General features: G+C 63.7%; 16 protein-coding genes. 7 read left to right on the top strand and 9 right to left on the bottom strand.

Going from position 1 to position 18,689, the window contains the following annotated elements; genetic code table 11:
* Window positions 1-44: 44 nt before the first annotated feature.
* The 3 genes from M0D65_RS22145 to M0D65_RS22135 all read left to right on the top strand — a co-directional run bounded on the left by M0D65_RS22145 (window position 45) and on the right by M0D65_RS22135 (window position 4,009).
* Window positions 45-1,082 carry an aldo/keto reductase gene (locus M0D65_RS22145; RefSeq protein WP_266254576.1) on the top strand — a complete coding sequence of 346 codons (1,038 nt, stop codon included), beginning with the start codon at window positions 45-47 and terminating at the stop codon, window positions 1,080-1,082.
* A 7-nt stretch (window positions 1,083-1,089) separates the two neighbouring features.
* A complete protein-coding gene (locus tag M0D65_RS22140) occupies window positions 1,090-2,529 on the top strand; it encodes an NAD-dependent succinate-semialdehyde dehydrogenase (RefSeq protein ID WP_266254575.1) in 1,440 nt (479 codons plus the stop codon).
* A 64-nt stretch (window positions 2,530-2,593) separates the two neighbouring features.
* The gene (locus M0D65_RS22135; RefSeq protein ID WP_266254574.1) at window positions 2,594-4,009 is read left to right on the top strand and encodes an MFS transporter; all 1,416 of its coding nucleotides are present in this window, start codon (window positions 2,594-2,596) and stop codon (window positions 4,007-4,009) included.
* A 4-nt stretch (window positions 4,010-4,013) separates the two neighbouring features.
* Here M0D65_RS22135 and M0D65_RS22130 read toward each other — a convergent pair whose 3' ends face one another.
* Both M0D65_RS22130 and M0D65_RS22125 read right to left on the bottom strand, forming a co-directional pair.
* Complete coding sequence (locus tag M0D65_RS22130; RefSeq protein WP_266254573.1) at window positions 4,014-5,699, bottom strand: tannase/feruloyl esterase family alpha/beta hydrolase; 1,686 nt, start codon at window positions 5,697-5,699, stop codon at window positions 4,014-4,016.
* Window positions 5,696-6,802 carry an OpgC domain-containing protein gene (locus M0D65_RS22125; protein ID WP_266254572.1) on the bottom strand — a complete coding sequence of 369 codons (1,107 nt, stop codon included), beginning with the start codon at window positions 6,800-6,802 and terminating at the stop codon, window positions 5,696-5,698. The genes M0D65_RS22130 and M0D65_RS22125 overlap by 4 nt, the downstream gene beginning before the upstream one ends.
* Window positions 6,803-7,208: 406 nt before the next feature.
* Between M0D65_RS22125 and M0D65_RS22120 the strand changes: the two genes are divergently transcribed.
* A complete protein-coding gene (locus M0D65_RS22120) occupies window positions 7,209-7,379 on the top strand; it encodes a hypothetical protein (RefSeq protein WP_266254571.1) in 171 nt (56 codons plus the stop codon).
* 10 nt (window positions 7,380-7,389) lie between these two features.
* Window positions 7,390-8,991 (top strand): peptide chain release factor 3, encoded by a 1,602-nt coding sequence (locus M0D65_RS22115; protein WP_266254570.1) that lies wholly within the window; start codon window positions 7,390-7,392, stop codon window positions 8,989-8,991.
* A gap of 83 nt (window positions 8,992-9,074) precedes the next feature.
* Here M0D65_RS22115 and M0D65_RS22110 read toward each other — a convergent pair whose 3' ends face one another.
* From M0D65_RS22110 to M0D65_RS22095, 4 genes are all read right to left on the bottom strand, one after another.
* Window positions 9,075-9,464, bottom strand: coding sequence for a type II toxin-antitoxin system VapC family toxin (locus tag M0D65_RS22110; protein WP_266254569.1), 390 nt, complete (start codon window positions 9,462-9,464; stop codon window positions 9,075-9,077).
* 11 nt (window positions 9,465-9,475) lie between these two features.
* Window positions 9,476-9,706: an antitoxin gene (locus M0D65_RS22105; RefSeq protein WP_266254568.1), complete on the bottom strand. Its 231-nt coding sequence runs from the start codon at window positions 9,704-9,706 to the stop codon at window positions 9,476-9,478.
* A 198-nt stretch (window positions 9,707-9,904) separates the two neighbouring features.
* Window positions 9,905-11,968 (bottom strand): hypothetical protein, encoded by a 2,064-nt coding sequence (locus M0D65_RS22100; protein WP_266254567.1) that lies wholly within the window; start codon window positions 11,966-11,968, stop codon window positions 9,905-9,907.
* Window positions 11,969-12,071: 103 nt separating this feature from the next.
* Window positions 12,072-12,941, bottom strand: coding sequence for a LysR family transcriptional regulator (locus tag M0D65_RS22095; RefSeq protein ID WP_266254565.1), 870 nt, complete (start codon window positions 12,939-12,941; stop codon window positions 12,072-12,074).
* A gap of 326 nt (window positions 12,942-13,267) precedes the next feature.
* On the opposite strand from M0D65_RS22095, the gene M0D65_RS22090 reads away from it, so the two are divergent.
* The gene (locus M0D65_RS22090) at window positions 13,268-15,631 is read left to right on the top strand and encodes a GNAT family N-acetyltransferase (protein WP_266254564.1); all 2,364 of its coding nucleotides are present in this window, start codon (window positions 13,268-13,270) and stop codon (window positions 15,629-15,631) included.
* Window positions 15,632-15,682: 51 nt separating this feature from the next.
* Here M0D65_RS22090 and M0D65_RS22085 read toward each other — a convergent pair whose 3' ends face one another.
* Window positions 15,683-16,225: a hypothetical protein gene (locus tag M0D65_RS22085; RefSeq protein WP_266254563.1), complete on the bottom strand. Its 543-nt coding sequence runs from the start codon at window positions 16,223-16,225 to the stop codon at window positions 15,683-15,685.
* A gap of 209 nt (window positions 16,226-16,434) precedes the next feature.
* Between M0D65_RS22085 and M0D65_RS22080 the strand changes: the two genes are divergently transcribed.
* Complete coding sequence (locus tag M0D65_RS22080) at window positions 16,435-17,205, top strand: SDR family oxidoreductase (RefSeq protein ID WP_266254562.1); 771 nt, start codon at window positions 16,435-16,437, stop codon at window positions 17,203-17,205.
* A gap of 9 nt (window positions 17,206-17,214) precedes the next feature.
* Here M0D65_RS22080 and M0D65_RS22075 read toward each other — a convergent pair whose 3' ends face one another.
* Both M0D65_RS22075 and M0D65_RS22070 read right to left on the bottom strand, forming a co-directional pair.
* Window positions 17,215-17,646: a GNAT family N-acetyltransferase gene (locus M0D65_RS22075; protein ID WP_266254561.1), complete on the bottom strand. Its 432-nt coding sequence runs from the start codon at window positions 17,644-17,646 to the stop codon at window positions 17,215-17,217.
* 67 nt (window positions 17,647-17,713) lie between these two features.
* A complete protein-coding gene (locus M0D65_RS22070) occupies window positions 17,714-18,502 on the bottom strand; it encodes an IclR family transcriptional regulator (protein ID WP_091012349.1) in 789 nt (262 codons plus the stop codon).
* Between the last annotated feature and the right edge of the window lie 187 nt (window positions 18,503-18,689).

Below are 18,689 nucleotides of genomic sequence, written 5' to 3'. Positions count from 1 at the left end.
TAGCGCTCCACTCGGCGCCGCTAAAAAAATCTGGAGACAGTTTCATGGAATACACCCGCCTCGGCCAGTCCGGCCTGAAAGTTTCGCGTCTGTGCCTCGGCACGATGAACATGGGCACGCCGCAATGGAAGCCGTGGATCTTCGATGAAGCGCAAAGCGAACCCATCGTGCGTCACGCGCTGGATGCCGGCGTGAACTTCATCGATCTCGCCGATTTCTATTCGACCGGTGTCGGCGAGGAAGTCGTCGGTCGGATACTGAAGCGCGCAACGCGCCGCGAAGAGATCGTCGTCGCGACCAAGGTCGGCTACGACATGGGCAGCTACCAGAACGCGGGCGGCCATTCGCGCAAGCACATCATGGACGGCATCGACGGGTCGTTGAAACGCCTCGACATGGACTACGTCGATATCTTCATGCTGCATTTCTTCGACGTGAATACGCCGGTCGAAGAAACGATGGGCGCGCTGAACGACATCGTGCGTGCAGGCAAGGCGCGCTACCTCGGCGTGTCGACGATGTACACGTGGCAGTTCGCAAAGATCATGCAGGTCTGCGAACGCAATGGCTGGCATAAGCCGATCAATATGCAATTGCAACTGAACCTCGCTTACCGCGAGGAAGAGCGCGAAATGATCCCGTACTGCAAAGACCAGGGGGTGGGCGTCTCGGTGTTCAGTCCGCTCGCGCGCGGTTTTCTGACCAGCGATCCGACCTCGACACGCAACCAGACCGACTTCTTCACTGCGCAGATGTACGGCGACGCAACGACTCGCGAGATTGCCGCATCGGTAGCGCGCGTCGCGGCGCGCCGTGGCGTGACGCCCGCGCAGATTGCGCAGGCGTGGGTGCTCAACCACGGCGGCGTGTCGAGCATGCTGGTCGGTGCGGATTCGGCTGCGCAGTTCGATAGCGCGCTGGCCGCGCTCGAGACAAAGCTCGACGCCGACGAACTGTTCGAACTCGAACGCAACTACACCCCGTGCGATCTGATCAACGATTACACGGCCGGCCGGCGCATCGCACGCGAACCGCGAGCCGCCGAGGGCGCGTTCGCCGAAACGTTCGGCAAGGCAGCGTGAGGCACACATGAGCGAATTTCTCCGGACAGGGCATTACATCGGCGGCGAGTGGTATCAAAGCGAAAGCACGTATGCGGTTCTCAACCCGGCAACAGGCGACGTGATCGCGCAGGTTGCGAAGGCAGGTGCCGACGAAACCGCGCAGGCGATTACCGCGGCCGAGCGGGCATTTCCCGCCTGGCGCGCGTTGACCGCGAAAGAGCGCGGCGCACGCGTGAAGCGCTGGGGCGAACTGATGCTCGAGCATCGCGAAGCGCTTGCCGAACTGCTGACACGCGAACAAGGCAAACCGCTCGCCGAAGCGCGCGGCGAAGTTGCGTACGCGGCGAGCTTCTTCGAATGGTTTGCGGAAGAAGCGAAGCGCAGCTACGGCGACGTGATTCCGAGCCCGAAGCCTGGCTCGAAGATCATCGTGACGCGCGAGCCGGTCGGTGTCGTGGCAGCGATCACGCCGTGGAACTTCCCGCTCGCGATGATCACGCGCAAGGCCGGTCCCGCGCTTGCCGCAGGTTGCACGATGGTGCTCAAGCCGTCCGAAGAAACGCCGCTCTCCGCGCTCGCGCTGGCTGTGCTGGCGGAACAGGCCGGCATTCCGGCGGGCGTGTTCAACATCGTCTCCGGCGATGCAGTTGCGATCGGCAACGTGCTGACGGCTTCGCCGGTCGTGCGCAAGCTGTCGTTCACCGGTTCGACGCGGGTCGGCAAGCTGCTCGCGAAGCAATCGGCGGATACGTTGAAGAAGCTGTCGCTCGAACTCGGCGGCAATGCGCCGTTTATCGTGTTCGACGACGCCGATCTCGATGCGGCCGTGCAGGGTGCGATTGCCTCGAAGTTTCGCAACACCGGGCAGACCTGTGTGTGCGTGAACCGCTTCTATGTGCAGGACGGTATCTACGACGCGTTCACTGAAGCGTTGACGCGGGCTGTGCGGACGATGCGCGTCGGCAATGCGCTCGAAGGAGACGTCGAGCAGGGACCACTGATCAACGAAGCGGCGCTGCGTAAAGTCGAGAGCCACGTCGCCGACGCGTTGCAGAAAGGCGCGACCGCATTGACGGGCGGCAAGCGTCATGCGCTCGGCGGTACGTTCTATGAGCCTACGGTGTTGAGCGGCGCGACGCGCGCGATGCAGATCGCCGAAGAGGAAACCTTCGGGCCGGTTGCCGCGTGCTTCCGCTTCAAGACCGAAGCCGAAGCGATCGCCGCAGCCAACGACACACCGTTTGGTCTGTCCGCCTATTTCTACACACGCGATCTCGGCCGCGCATGGCGTGTCGCCGACGCGCTCGAAAGCGGCATGGTCGGTATCAACGAAGGGATCATCTCGACCGAGGTGGCGCCGTTCGGCGGCGTCAAGCAGTCGGGTCTGGGCCGGGAAGGATCGAAGTACGGGCTCGATGAATACGTCGAACTGAAGTACATGATGATGGCGGGCTTGGGCGGTTGATGCGCGCGGTACCAGGCAGCAGGGGCAGTAAGGGCAGCACCACTACTAGAAGATAGGAGACAGCGTGAGCATCCATCACGACATGCAGGCCGCACCGCTCGGGCGTACGCCCGGTGCAGCGCGCACAACGTTAGGAGTGGTACCGACGGCGGCCAGTGCCGCACGCGCTTCCATCCCGCTCGACGACGTGCCGCTCAATCGCTTTCACGTGAAGATCGCGGGCCTGACGTTCGGCGCGCACTTCACCGAGGGCTACGCGCTTGGCACGATCGGCTATGCGCTCGCCTCGCTGAACCGGCAGATGCCGCTCGACGCGTTCTGGATGGGCATGATCGGCAGTTCGGCGCTGATGGGGATTTTTCTCGGCAGTCTCGTGTTCGGCTGGCTGTCGGACCGCATGGGGCGGCAGAAGATTTTTCTGCTGAGCTTCCTGATCATCACGCTCGCGGCGTTCGGACAGTTCTATGTCAGCTCGCCGCTGATGTTGTGCGCGTTGCGTGTCGTCATCGGCTTCGGCATGGGCGGCGATTTCGCCGTCGGCCACGCGATCCTTGCGGAGTTCTCGCCGCGCAGGCATCGCGGCGCGTTGCTCGGTTCGTTCAGCGTGATCTGGACCGTCGGCTATGTCGCAGCGAACGTGCTGGGCATGTTGTACGGCGATGCCTCACCGGATGCGTGGCGCTGGCTGCTTGCGTCGGCCGGTGTGCCTGCGTTGATCGTGCTGGTGCTGCGCATCGGCACGCCCGAGTCTCCGCGCTGGTTGCTCGGCCAGGGGCGCGCAGCCGAAGCAAAGGCGATCGTGCTCAAGTACTTCGGGCCGCACGTGACGCTCGACGGCGGCGCGCACGATCACACAACACGCACGGCACGCGGCGGCTTCGCACGCCTCTTCACCCCGGAGCTGATCCGTCGCACATTCTTCAACTGCACGTTCTTCGTGTGCCTCGTGATCCCATACTTCGCGATCTACACGTTCCTGCCGACCATCCTCAAGGCGATCCACCTGAACGAAGGTTTCGGCGCCGATTTCCTGCTGAACGGTTTTCTCGTACTCGGCGCGGTGCTCGGCATCTGGCTCACGATCAAGCTGCCGCGCCGCGTGTTTCTGATCGGTTCGTTCGCGGTGACCTGCCTGTCGCTGGTGGCACTGTCGTTGCTGCCCGACTCGGCAGCGCTCGCGATGATCTTTGCGTTCGCCGTATTCACGCTGACGATGTCTGCGTTCTCGAACCTGGTCGGTGTGTTTCCTCCCGAGTGCTTTCCGACCGAGGTGCGGGCGTGCGGCGTGGGCCTGGCTATTGCATGCAGCCGGCTCGGCTCAGCCGTCGGCACGTTCCTGTTGCCGCTCGGCATTGCCCAGATCGGTTTTCACGCGACGATGTTTGCGCTCGCCGCGGTACTGCTCGTGGGTATGCTGGTGTCGATCGTCCTGGCACCGGAGACGCGCCACCTGACGCTAAACCAGGCGAGCGGCGAATGAAGTTCTAAGGCTCGACGCAGCGGAAATTTTCCGCGCGATCGAGATTGCCGTGTCCGGTATAGCGCGGAAATGCGGGGTACCGGCACAGCGGCCGCGAGCGGCCGTTGGTGGCGCGGGCGAGATCGACGGCGACGAGCGTTTGCGGCGCGAGGCCGTGCGTGACCCAGTCGTCGAGCGCACCGAGCATGTCGACCGATGGGATGAATACCCCGTTGCCGTGCTGGAAGCCGGGCACCATATAGAGACGCATGAACGAATCGACCTGCGCATCGCCGTAACGCGCGATCAATGCGCGGTAGTACGCGATGGTCTGGTTCGGGCTGATCACTTCGTCGGCGAGACCCTGTAGCGTGATCAGCTTGCCGCCATGCGCGATAAAGCGCGACATGTCCGGGTTCATCGCGCCGATCGTGCCCGACAGATCGACGAGCCGCGGCAGATAGCGCCCCGGATGCTGGACATCGAACTGCATGGAACTGGCGGTGTCGTCGCGCGTGACGAAGTAGCGGATGTACGCGTCGCCCTGCGCGTAGAGATAGCCGTTCGAAAAGAACCCCGGCTCGGGCAGGCGTTCGGTTGAATGCGCGAGCCCGAGCATGCCGGTGAAGTGCGTCCCCTGAAACACGTTGTAGCCGCGATAGCGGGTGACGCCCCATGCGAGCGGGTAGGGCAACTGCAGCCCGTCGCGCAGTACCAGAAGCGTCTTGAGCTGCGCGTCGGTGAGACAGTTGTCGTTGTCGTCCTCGGCTTGAGCTTGTGGTGCGCAGCGCAGCGACTGGATCAGTTGCGGTTCGAGTGCGCGACAGGCGGCCACGTTGCTGACGATGCCGTCGGCGGCGCCGTCGAGCGCGTCGCATGCGGCCAGCGTGCGCCGATACATGAGATCGAGCAGCGCCGGCGGGATGAATCCACCTGGATTGCGATATTCGGCCTGGCCGACTTGCACGCCGAGCAGGCGCACACCGGAGAAATTCAGTGCCGGCGAGTTGGCGATCACGCCGTCGTAGTCGTCGGGAAAGCGCTGGATCACGGTGTAGCCTTCGCGGCCGCCCGTCGATCCCCCGGCGAAGTACATCTTCTCGGGCAACCGCCCGTAGCTACGCGCGATCAGCGCGAGGGCGACATCGTGGGTCTTCTTCAGATGCGCGTAGCCGAAATTGATCACCGCTTCGTCGACGAGGCCAAACGCGGCGAGCCCCGGATTGCCCACGTGGCCCGAGTCGTCGCCGAAGGTCGCGTAGCCGCGCGCAAGCGGCGGTTGCTCGGGCGAGAACGGCACGGTGCCGGTGCCGCTTACTACGACGCCGCTGTAGCCGCCGCCGCCAAACTGTAGCGCGCGGCCGTTCCAGCGGCGCGGCAGGTTCAGTTCGAAACGGATGTCGGGTGCGCTTGCCTTCAGCGGCTTGATGCTGCCGACTACGCGGCAGTATTCGCCATCGACATTCCCCGGCGCGGCGATTGCGATCATCGTCGCGCTGTCGATCTGCGCGCCGCGTGTCGGCAGGCCGATTTCGGAGGCGGGTAGCGCGAGCCCGGCGAGCTCGGTGCAACGCATCGGCACCGTGGGCGGCAGGCGCAACGGTGGGACCGGTGCTTTCTCCCCACCCGAACCAGGCGTGCCGCGGCCCATCGCGAGCGACGTCCACACGAGCGCGCCGACGGCGCAGGCGTTGCGGACCCGCGCCGTCATCCGATGCGTGCCCCTTGCACGGCCGCGCGCGTATGCGGACCGCGCCAGTCGCGCCAGGTTTTCGCGAGCGCGAGCATCGCGGCGATGGCGGCGAAATCGCCGGCGAGCGCGGCAAGGAAGCCCGCCAGACCGTGCCAGGCGTGCGGTGTGGCGGTATCGACGACGAGCGAAATCAGCGTGCCGCCGACAAAACACACGAGCCCCGTCCGGCCCACCGTGATCACGGCCGGCAGTCGCTGCGCGAGCCGTGCGACCGCGCCGCGCGCAACGCAGTACGCGGCGAGCCACGCGATGGCGCCGAAATTCACGACCCTCACCAACGATAGATGCTGCTTCATGGCACCCGGCAACGGTTGAACGAGAACGAACAGCTTGACTACTGCGAAGGCAACGACGACCGCGAATGCAATACGTGTGAGCCACTGGCCCGCAGGCGATGTCATCCGCACCGCTGAAACCGGATGCAGACGGCACACCATGCCGAGCACGAACATCAACTGCCAGGCAAACGGATTGAAAGCCCAGTCGCCGACGTCGTCCATGCTGAACGCAGACGCGAGCAGCGGCGCGAACCACCAGATGCCGATGCTGCACGCGAGCGCCGCGACCGCCGAACGGCGCGCGAGCGGTACCGCCAGCGGCACGAACAGCGCAAATATGACATACATCGGCAGCACGCTCGACAGATACGGCTGCCGGCGCAGCGTGAGGATATCGAATGCCGTGCGTATCGGGTGCGCCGCGAACGGCTGCCAGCCGCTCAGATCGAGCATCGGGTGATTCAGGCGCAACAGCGCGAGAATCGCGCCTGACAGCAGCGTAAGAATCGCGGTGAGCAGGTACGCGCGGTAAATTTCCCAGCAGCGCCGGAAGAAGCGCGTTCGCGCAGCGACTGCACCACCGCGTGCAAGCACGGCCATATAAGCCGCCGCCGACGCATACCCGCCCAGAAACACGAACACTTCCGCCGAGTCGCACAGCGCGTACGCATGCAACATCACGTGCGACAACACGCTGCCCGGTATGTGATCCAGCACGATGACGATCAGCACGATACCGCGAAAGAAATCGACCTCGATTGAACGCCGTTGGCGTGATTCCATTGGATTCTCGCTGGCTGACAGGGAAGCAGAAATGCAGCGCGCTGGCCGTCGCGCATAACCGGTACGAACACCGTGCGCCGGGAATGTTCCCGTGCGCGAAATCATTGTGCGCTCCGACCCGAACCTGCTGCAGCGAGCGCGGCAGTTCGCATACGGTTGTGTAAGACAGCATATTTTCGCGCGGGCAAATCGCAGGCAAGGCTGTATATAAACGTAAGTGAGCGCGATTCCAGTCGCGGTGGGCACGGGTTGTAGGGTCTGTATCCACCGGGTGCATTTCGAGCCGCTCCCGTCCGCGACGTGTATCATTCGTCCCGGCGCTGTTCTGTGCTGGCGTTTCCAGCATTTCTTACCGCTCGTGCTATTTCCGTTACGACGCATCACGACCTGTCGGACGGTGTCGCGCATGACGCGGGCCGATCCGGACCCTTCCGCAGTCATCGCCGCCGCGCTCGCCACGTTTGCCCAACTCACCGCCGCACGTGCGTCCGGCCAGATTCCTGTTTGCGTTTTTGAACGCTTTTCGTCTCTTTTAGACGCGCAGCGCTATTCGATCCGCCGCCCGACCTCTCGTTAAGCCAGCTCCGATGCCAGTTTCAGAACTCAACCGTCGCCGCACCTTTGCGGTCATTTCCCACCCGGACGCGGGCAAGACCACGCTGACCGAAAAACTGCTGCTGTTCTCGGGCGCGATCCAGATCGCGGGCACCGTGAAGGGCCGCAAGAGTAGCCGCTATGCGACCTCAGACTGGATGGAGATCGAGAAGCAGCGCGGCATTTCGGTGGCGAGCTCGGTGATGCAGTTCGAATACGGCGACGCGGTGATCAACCTGCTCGATACGCCGGGCCACGAGGACTTTTCCGAAGACACGTACCGCGTGCTGACGGCAGTCGACGCGGCCGTGATGGTGATCGACGGTGCGAACGGTGTCGAAGCGCAGACGCTGAAGCTGCTCGAGGTGTGCCGCAGCCGCAAGACGCCGATCGTTACGTTCATCAACAAGCTCGACCGCGAAGTGCGCGAGCCGCTCGATCTGCTCGACGAAATCGAACAGCATCTCGGCGTGGCGGCGGTGCCGTTCACGTGGCCGATCGGCATGGGCAAGGAATTCCAGGGTGTCTACGACATCCAGCGCGACCAGGTGCGTTTGTTCCGCGCGGGGCAGGACAAGGCGGGCGGCGCTGTCGAAACGCTGCACGCATTGAGCAACGCGGACGGCGAAGCACGCTTCGGCCATTCGTGGATCAAGGCGAAGGAAGAGATCGATCTGATTACCGGCGCGACGCCGACCTTCGATCGCGCGGCGTTTCTCGCTGGTCAGCAGTCGCCGGTGCTGTTCGGCTCGGCGATCAACAACTTCGGCGTGAAAGAAATTCTCGATGCGCTCGTCGACCTCGCGCCGCCGCCGTCCGCACGGATGGCCGTGCAGCGCGCAGTCGAACCCGACGAGCCGAAGTTCACCGGTGTCGTGTTCAAGGTGCAGGCGAATATGGATCTGGCGCACCGCGACCGCGTGGCGTTTATCCGCGTGTGCTCGGGGCACTTCGAGCGCGGCATGGCGCTGAAGGTGACGCGTTCGGGCAAAACGTTCCGCGCGAATAATGTGGTGAGCTTTCTGTCGCAGCGTCGCGAGACGGTGGCCGAAGCGTATCCGGGCGACATCATCGGTATTCCCAATCACGGCACGCTCAGTCTCGGCGATACGTTGACTGAGGGCGAAGACTTGCAGTTCGTCGGGCTACCGTTCTTTGCGCCGGAAATTTTCCAGACGATCGAAGTGGTCGATCCGATGCGCGCGAAGCAGCTTGGCGAAGCGCTGAAGCAGCTCGGCGAGGAAGGGGCGATCCAGGTGTTTCGTCCGGTGATGGGCGGCGCGATGATTCTTGGCGCCGTTGGGCAACTGCAATTTGAAGTGGTGTCGCACCGGTTGTCGACGGAATACAAGGTCGACGTGCGGATCATGCCGGCACGCTACCGCATGTCGCGTTGGGTGACCTGCGACGATGCCGCGGAATTGCGGCGTTTCACCGATTCATACTCGGCGCGGATTGCGCTCGATGCATCGAATGCGCCGACCTATCTCGCGTCGCATATCTCCGAGATCGAAGTTGCGCAGAAGGCGTGGCCGAAGATCGTGTTCAACGAACTGCGCGAGCATTCGGGGGCGCCGTTCAAGAAGGCACTGTGAGGGTAAGCGGGGGGGGCGATAGAAAGCGATTTCGGACAGGGGCTGCTTAGGCCCGCTTACGTCGAGTATTTTCGTTACGTCTGCTACACCCAGTTCTCGACCTTTAGCCCCGGTACGCGCTTGAATTCGCGCACGTTATTCGTGACCACAATCGCGCCGACGCAGCGCGCATGTGAAGCGATCAAGAGATCGTTGGCACCGATCATCTGGCCGTTTTTGTGTAGATGCGCGCGAATCTCAGCGTAGTGCTCGGCGGCTTCTTCGGGCCACTCCATCACCGTCAGGTGTTTCACAAAAGCGTCTAGCGCCGGCCGATTGCGTTTTGCTTGTGACGACATCTTGATACCGAATAACAATTCCGCAAGAGTGACGACTGAAATCGCCTGTGTATCGATCGGTGTCGCCAGTAGTTTGTCGCGGAGATTTTCGGATGGACCACGCATTACAAATGCACATGTGTCAGCGTCGAGCATGTACAACGGCATCAGATCGGCTCCCTGTCCTGAACAGGCAGATCGATTACACCTTCCATGAAGTCCGACGTAGCACGTGGTCCCGACGCAAGATATTCGGCCCATGAATCCGGTTTGGGAGAGAGAACGATGCGTTCTCCATCGCGACTGATAAAGACCTCTTTCCCATCAAAACGAAATTCAGCGGGAAGCCGAACAGCCTGGCTGCCGCCACTGGTAAACAACTTTGCAATGCGAGACATACCGGGCTCCAGCGCACAAGATAAAGTAGATACAAGTATAGATACTAAAATGGATATGTCAATATCTACCCCGGTTTCCGCTTGCTGGTGTCCTTTGTCGGCTGCATTCGGGGGCGCCGTTCAAGAAGGCGCTGTGAATACGCGGTGTGTGGCCTCGCAATAAGCCCACACACCCGCACTCAGTGCACTAGCGGCAGTTCAATTACCGCTGGTTCGTCCGGAAGTAGCCGGCTGCGCTGTCAGCTGCGCGCCTTGTTCCTCATCGCCCGGGCGGTTTCTCGCGGTCCGTTCCGCGTGCACGTGTGCCGCAGCCGCGAAGGACGTGCCCCATCCGGCCCATGCGGTAAGGAGCGCGGGGTAATGCACAAGCGACGACGCAACATGGGCCGTGTTCGGATCGGAAATAGCATTCGCGGTGACGCCGGCGACCGTGCCTGGTACCGTCAGAACACCAGTGAGGGACGCTGTCGACGCGATAAGCGCCGGGTCGGTGACAGCACGTTTGAGGCCTTCCGGAAACTTCGTCACTGCATTCACCACGTGCGTACCTGCGCCGACCACAGCCTTGCCTGCGTAGGCGAGGTTGGACTGCTGCGCCGCGCGGACGCATTCCCCGAGGTTGTCCCGCGCGAGGAAATACGGCAACCCGGTACGGCCGAGCTGTTCGTCCAGCGAGTGACCGATGAAGGTTGCGGTGACGCCTGACGCGATGTTCGTCACGGGAGCCATGGCCGTCTCGATCGCGGCCGCCGCCTCTGCGCCCTTCGTATAGGTGACCGCCGCCATCACGCTGCCGCGCACCACATAGCCTGCGGCAAAGCCGCCGACCCAGGCCTTGTTGGTTTCGTTAATGGACTCGCCGAGGCTCGGCGGATTGAAGTTGCGCAGAAACTCCGGCAGATGGTCTGCTGCGGGACGCTTGTAGTAGGCGTCCTTGAACGTTGCTTCCTTGGCGGGTGTTGCGATCGCATCCGACGCTCCCGCGAGGAAGCCACTCGCCGCGCCTTGCAGCACATTGGTGTCTACCGCCGTGCCGACTGTCATCTCGGTTGACAGTGGGCCGTACGAAAACGCGAGACCTGGCCCGTTGAAATGCAAACCGCCTACGGTCCCCTGGGCGACGCGCATCAGATTGTCGGAGCGATTCACCGTGCGCATGAGGTTGATGAGGTCCCGCTTTCCGCGAATGCCGCATTCCTCGAGGACGGTACTCTGGTCGTTGACGAACGTTTCGAATGCGCCGCGGGATGGGAATTGCTCTCGCAGTGGCAGAAGCATGTGGCGCACGCCTCCACGCAGATCTTCCGGTAACGCGTTCTTCAGATAAGAGATATCGTTGACGTTACGGTGCATCTGTATCGTTTCTGCGTGCGTCGGTCCGGGAGATGCGGAGCGCTGGAGCGGCGACGAAGGGCGCGATGCGTCGTTGCGCGTGCCCGGCGCAGGCGCTTCGGAAGACGAGCTCGTAGCGCTGCTCCCGGCCACTTCCGCGGCGTCGGCGTCTCTTGCGACCTCATCGACAATTCCCGCAGCCACATCGTCCACGGCCTGCTGGATTTCGTTGACTGTCGCTTCTAACTGCTCCGGCGTAACGGGGTTTTCGACGGGCGCCACGCTGCCGGTCTCGTCGAGCGCGGCTGTTTTCCCGACCTTCTGGCTTCCGGCTACTGAACCGGCGCGCGATGCGCCACTGGCGGCGGAAGTCGAACCGGCTTTCGATGCCGGTTGTGGCGGCGAATCGGCGCGCGACCGACCTGTTCCTGGGCCGCCAAGCGGGCCGATCATGCGTTGCGGCCGCAATTGCGTGAGCAGCAGGTCGGCGGGTAATGCGGTGTGATCGACCGGCGACGAGCGGCCTGATGCGTTGTCGGACGAACCGGGTTCATCCCCGCGCTCGTCGTCGCCGAGCTGGCTCAGGCCTTCCTCGTCGGGAACGCCGACCGGCAGGTTCGCGAGGTTGTTGATCGATGCGCGGCTGTCGGACGACGACGATCTTGAACCTGTCTGTAGCACCCGCGCGGGCAGTGGTCGCGACGAAAATTCCCTGCGCCTGACCGGCATGGATTGCGGGTTGGTTGTGCTGCCAGTGGTGGTCGACTGATCGGGGCGTGGAGGCGGACTCATGTTCTCCAGCGGATGACCGGCGCGTGGGGATTGAGTCTCCGGCGCGGTGTCGTATTCGCTTGGCACCTGGACTTCGCGCGCTGACGTATAAGCGGAGTCCCCGCTGACCGGGCTTGAGCTTCGGGAGATATTGGTCATGATTCCATCTTCACGGGAAATTGAACGACATGACCCATCGTAGGTTTTTCCGCGATCGACCGATAAAACCAGGCGAAGCAACCGCCCATAAAACGAATCCGGCTCATCCCATCTTCAGCACCTCTTCCCGCATCCACCCCGCCAGCGCCTGCACATGTTCGAGCGCCGCATGTCGCGGCGCGATATCGAGCCAGTACCCATAGGGCCCGGTCACCTCGACCTCCGACATCCGCGCGAGACTACCCTCCGCGAGTTCTTCGACGATCATGTTGCGATCGACGACCGCCAGTCCCGCGCCCTTGCGCGCCGCGTGAATCGCCTGCTCGAGCGTCGAAAACTCGATGCCGTTCTCGGCATGATGCGCAGGCAACCCAGCCGCGGCGAGCCAGCTCGGCCACAGCTCGAGGCGCGCATCGTTGTGCAGCACATGCAGGGCGGGAAGACGCGCCAGCAGCGCGTCGAGCGATTCGCTCACGAAACGCGGCGCACCGACTAACGTATGTCGTTCGATCATCAACAGTTCGGATTGCGCGCCGGGCAGCGCCGCGTTGCCGAAGCGGATATTGCAGTGGCAGTCGTCGCTCGGTCCCGTTCGTACCGACAGTTCGACGTCCGGCAACTCGACGGCCAGCGAGCCTAAGCGCGGCGAAAACCATTGCGTCGCGAAGGTTGGCGGCACGGACAGCACGAGCCGTCGGCGGCCCGTGGCGGAGGCGACCTGGCGCGCGCCGCGCTCGATCGTATCGAATGCGTCGGTCACGCATGGCAGCAACTGCATGCCGGCCGCGGTCAGGCGAATGCCCTTGTGGTCGCGCTCGAATAGCTTGGCGCCCAGCGATTCCTCGAGAATCCTGATCTGGCGGCTCACGGCACCCTGGGTCACGCACAGCGCCGCTGCGGCGCGGTTAAAGCTCATATGGCGAGCGGTCTCTTCGAAGAAGCGCAACGCAATCAGCGATGGCAAGCGTCGCATACCGGGTCCTTCTGTCTCGATGGTTGTCGGGCGAGGTGTTGCCTCGCCGTTCGCAATCTCTGCGGTTATTGATGTCGTCCGTTGCATGGCGCCGGTTCGCGTCGGCCGCAGGTATGTGGTGCCCTTCAGAGAACGCCATCCGGAAACCCGCCCATGCTCCGCCCGCATCTTACTGCGGTTAGAGGCGGCTTCGTGTGCCTTGCAGTATTGTCGGCGCGTTGAATTCGTCGCATCGGGCGGCGCGTTTCCACGCGACTTCGCCTATCCTGATGACGTGCGCGGCTGCCTGCCGCCCATCGCGCACCCACCCAACTGCGGAGCCCCCTGTGACCGTTCGCAATCTCGACGCGCTGTTTCGCCCGCAATCGGTTGCCGTGATCGGCGCGTCGCAGCGGCCCGGCAGCGTCGGCGCGATGGTCTGGACACGCTTGCTGCAAGGCGGCTTCAAGGGGCCGCTGTGGCCGGTCAATCCGAAGCTCGATACGCTCGATGGCTATCCGGTTGCCGCCGACGCCGGCGATCTGCCCGACGCGCCAACTGTCGCGTTGCTGTGCACGCCGCCCGCGACGTGGCCCGGCATCGTGCACCGGCTGGGCGGTCTCGGCACGCGGGCGGCGATTATCGTCGGCGAAGCGCGTAGCGAAGCGGATCGCCGCGCCGTGCAGGACACGCTCGCGGCTGCCCGGCCGCATCTGCTGCGTATCGTCGGGCCGGGCAGCCTCGGTGTTATCACTCCCGCGCTGCGCGCGCATCTCGGCGCGCCGTCGTGCACGGTGCCCGCCGGTGGCGTTGCATGGGTGTCGCAATCGAATGCGCTGACGAATGCGGTGCTCGGCTGGGCGCACGCGCGTGGACTCGGCTTCTCGCATGCGGTGGCGCTCGGCGGCGAGGCCGATGTCGATGCCGGCGACGTGCTCGATTATCTGGCGAGCGACCCGGGCACCCGGGCGATCCTGCTGGAGCTCGACACCGTGCGCGCGGCGCGCAAGTTCATGTCGGCGGCACGCGCGGCTGCACGCAACAAGCCGGTGCTCGCGCTACGCAGCGGCCGCGCCGATCCCGCTGACGCGCTGTACACCGCCGCGTTCCGGCGTGCCGGGATGGTGCGCGTCGACGCACTCGACGACCTGCTCGATGAAATCGAAACGCTCGGCGTGGGCCGAGTTGCGGCGAGCGACACGGCCACGCTGATCACCAGCGACCGCGGCGTCGCGACGCTCGCATGCGATGCGTTCGGTGCGGCCGGCGATACACTCGCGCACTGGCCCCAGCCGACCACCGATGCGCTCGCGCGAGCCCTGCCGCACGTCGCCGCGGGCAACCCGCTCGTGCTCGGCGACGACGCGCGTCCCGAACACTTCGGCACTGCGTTGCAGGCGCTCGCCGAACATCGCGCGAGCGGCACGGCCTTCGTCGTGCATGCATCGACGCACAGTGCACCGGCCGCCGATGTCGCGCGCGTGCTGATTGCTCATCAGCGTTACGCGTATCGCGGCTTGCTCGCGTGTTTCTTCGGCGGTCTCGATGCGGCGACGCGCGATGCGCTGCACGCGCAGGGCATCCCGGTGCACACCACACCGCAGCGACTCGCGCGCGCATTCGCGCGGCTTGTCGATTACCGGTTGGGCCGTGAACTGCTGATGCAGACGCCGGAGGGTTCGCCCGCGCAACTACCCGCCGAGATTGACGCAGCGCAGGCCGAAGCGCGCGCAGCGCTTGCACAGGGCGCAACGCAACTGAGCGGCGCAGCGGCCGCGCGTTTTTTCGGTCACTTTGGTTTAACGGTCGACGAACAGCAGACCGATGACACAGCCATCGTCGATGTCGCCGTCGAACTGCACGACGACGACAACTTCGGCCCGGTGTTTCGCTTCACGACTCCGTCACCGGACGGCGTTGCGGCGCCGATGCGCGTGTACGGGTTGCCGCCGTTCAATCCGACGCTGGCCCGCGACATTACCGCCAATTCGCCATACGCGCGGCGCGTTACACCCGAGCCGACGCTTGCCGCGCTGACGGCGTTATCGCAGACCGTCTGCGAGATCAAGGAAGTTGTCGGCCTGACGCTTACGCTGCGCGTATTGAAAGACCGCGCGACGCTCGTGGCACCGATCGTGCGCGTTGCAACGACGCGCAGCCGGCTCGCGATCATGCCGTACCCGCGGCGCTTCGAAACGACGCTCGACTGGCACGGCCTGCGCGTGACGGTGCGGCCGATTCGCCCGGAAGACGAAGCCGCGCATCGTGCGTTCGTTGGCTCGATGACACGGGATGACTTACGATTGCGCTTCTTCGGATCGGTGGGTAGCTTCGATCACACGCAGCTCGCCCGCATGACGCAGATCGACTACGACCGCGAGATGGCGCTGATCGCCACCATTACCAACGACGACGGCACCGCAAGCACGCTCGGCGTGGTGCGCGCCGTCGCCGATCCGGACAACGAGACCGCCGAGTTCGCGCTCGCCATCCGCTCCGACCTGAAAGGCAAGCGGCTCGGACGGCTGCTGATGGAGAAGATCATCGCGTACGTGCGGGCACGCGGCACGCACTGGCTGGTCGGCGAGGTGCTGCGAGAGAACGCCGCGATGATCGCGCTCGCGACGCACTGCGGCTTCACGATGACCACCACTGAAGACCCGGGCGTCGTCGGCTTTCGCATGGCGCTCGATGCGCCTGCTCAGCCTTGACACTCGAGGCGCTTAAACGACTGGAAACTGCTTAAGCCGATTTAAAACCGCTTAAGCCGCGAGCTTCGCCGCCGCGTCCTCAACCTGACCACGCGACACCGCCAGCTCGTCGAGCCACGAGTCCGCGTAAACCGCACCCGTTTCACGCTCGAGCCGCGCGATCGTCGCCGCACAGCGGGCAGCGTCTTTGGGCGTCGAGATGAAACTCTTGACCGACTGCCCCGCCTTGAACGCATCGAACAGCGGATCGCGCACTTCGTCGGGCAGGCTGCGGGTCCACTGGTACGGCTTGCCGTTGAAGGTAATCGACGGCGGCAGCACGCGTTCTTTTTTCGTCGCGGGAATCAGGCCGTAAGTGCGCGCGGCGTCGCCGATCTGATCGGGCGAGAAGAGTTCGTCGGGCGTGATGGCGAATTGCTCGATGTAGGTTTCGATGGCCTGCATCGCGGCGGCGCGGTCGTCGCGTTTTTGCTGTGCGCGCGCGACGATGTCACGCAGTTCGTCGGCCTCGTCGGCGCTGATCGTGAAGTTTGCCTGCTTCTGCTGAAGCTCGGAAAAGCGCTGGAATTCGGAATCGGTCAGAAGTTTCGCCATGACGTGTCGTGAAGGAAGAGAAGGAGCGCGCATCGCGTGCGGTGGGTCCGGAAGGGCCGCTATTCTAGCGTCATGCGCGATGCGGTTCCAGTCGTTCGAGCAAATTGTGCGGCAGGCTATGTGCTGCAAGTCTTTTCCGTATCGACGACAATGACGTCCTGCTTCGAATGTTCTTGCCGCGCATCGTCTATCTCCTTGTGGAAATCGCCATGACCTCTTCGTCTTCTCCGTCCTCTTCCGCCACACGTGCGATCGTCACCGGTCATACGCGCGGGCTCGGCGCTGCGCTGGCCGCGCAATTGCTCACACGCGGCATCGCGGTGCTCGGCGTGTCCCGTGGTGGCAATGCGGCGCTCGCGGAGCACTTCGGCAGTCTGTATGAGGAAGTCGCGCTCGATCTCGCTGACTCCGATGCAACCGCACAATGGCTCGCGAGCGATGCGTTGCGACGCTTTGTCGGCGGTGCGGAGCGCGTGGTGCTGTTCAACAATGCGGGTGTCGTCGAGCCGGTCGGACCGGTCGAAGGCCAGGATATCGCGGCGATCGTGCGTGCGGTGAGCGTCAATGTCGCCGCGCCGCTGATGTTCGCGAGCGCGCTGGCTGCCGCAAGCGCTACGGCAACGGACCGGCGCATCGTGCATATTTCGAGCGGCGCGGCGCGCAATGCGCTTGCGGGCTGGAGCATCTATTGCGCGACGAAGGCCGCGCTCGATCATCACGCGCGCGCAGTTGCACTCGATAAGAACCGCGCGCTGCGCATCTGCAGCGTGGCGCCAGGTGTCGTCGATACCGACATGCAGGCGGCGATCCGCAATGTGGATATCGAACGTTTCCCGCAACGCGAGCGCTTCGACGAACTGAAGCGCAGCGGCAAACTCACGACGCCGGATGATGCGGCCCGGCAACTGCTCGACTATGCGTTGAGCGATGGCTTCGGCAGTGTGCCGACTGCGGATGTGCGGGAACTGCCGCCGCAGTGATGCCGCTTGCTAGGCGTCGTTCAGACTCTTGGTCATGAACACGCGACGTGTGCCCGGCGGATTGCTGGCGATATCACCGAACGCACGCCAGCCGTACCGTGCGTAGAAGTCGGGTGCCTGGAAGCTGATCGTGTAGAGGAAGCCTGTATGGCAGCCGCGCCGTCGGCCTTCTTCTTCGGCCCGAGCGAGCAGCGTGCTGCCGATGCCCGAGCCGCGTAGCGATGGCGGCAGATAGAACAGATCGATGAACAGCACGCCGAGCGACGTGCGGCCCGTGATGCCACCCACTTCGCCGGTAGTTGGGTCGGTGACCCGCACGGTCAGCGGCCGCTTGTCGTCGATACCCGTGGTGTCGATATTGAAACGGTCGAGCCCTTCGCCGAGCAGTGCGTCGAATTCGGCATCATAGGTATCGGCAACGGCAACGAGAGGGGCGGTCATGATCTGCGGGGTCCGGTGAGTTAAGGGCAACGTGTCGATGCTGCCGCACCTAAGCAGATGGCAACCTTCAAGCCTCCGCTTCGCGGAACATCGACAGCCCCTCGATCATCTCACGCAGCAGCACCGCCGCGGCTTCGATGGTCGGCGCAGCGTACTCGTCGATACGCCGCAGATAAGGACACGTCAGCACCGCAATCGCCTGCCCCGACGGCCCGAGTATCGGGAACGTCACGTCGGTGACTCCGAACGTCTGCTGGCTGTCCTTCTGCCAGAAACCCGCCTGATGGATCTTGGCGCATGTGGCATCGAGCGCGGCGCGATCGATCGTCACTTCGCCCTTCACCTTCGTATGTTCGGCGAGCATCTGTTCGCGCTGCTCGTCGCTCTGGAACGCGAGCATCACCCGCCCCGAACCGGTATCGATCAGCCCCACACGCGAGCCGAGCCGCACCGACATCCCCCACGAACCAGGTCCATCCACCTGCGCGATGACAAGCAGATTGCCGCGGTCGTAGACGACCAGGTGACATGACTGTTCGGCGATGTCGGCGAAGCGCTGCATACGTGGTAACGCTTCGGCGATGAGCCGGCTCATCGGCGGATGGCGATGCGCGAGCGCGTAGAGCTTCAGGCTCAGCGAGTAGCGGTCACCCGATGCCGAGCGCACCACATACTGTCGCGCGACCAGCCGCTCGAGCATCCGGTAGATCTCGCTGGCATTGCGATTGAGCAACTTGGTGATTTCCGCGCGCGTGAGCCCGTCGCGCTGCTCGGCGAGCAATTCGAGAATGTCGAGACCTTTGTCGAGCGCGGGAGCACGATAACGGTCGGCGTCGTCTTTTTCTTCTTGATCCATCGTGAGTCGGTGTTCGATTGCGGTTTTCGTAAGTGGCGCGTGAGTGTAGAGCGTCGCGCGCCGGCCAAGGTGCATACAGTATCAGCAAGCAGGCCAGGGAAAACACGGACGTTTGCAATGCTCACTTCACTTGACTTCAAAAAGTCCGCATATGAATAATACGTTCATTGGTGAATTGATGCTCGCC

Source organism: Paraburkholderia sp. CHISQ3, assembly GCF_030464945.1.
GTDB classification, from domain to species: Bacteria; Pseudomonadota; Gammaproteobacteria; order Burkholderiales; family Burkholderiaceae; genus Paraburkholderia; species Paraburkholderia megapolitana.
Note: the sequence above shows the minus strand (reverse complement) of the source record. Positions and strands in the feature narration are given on the sequence as shown.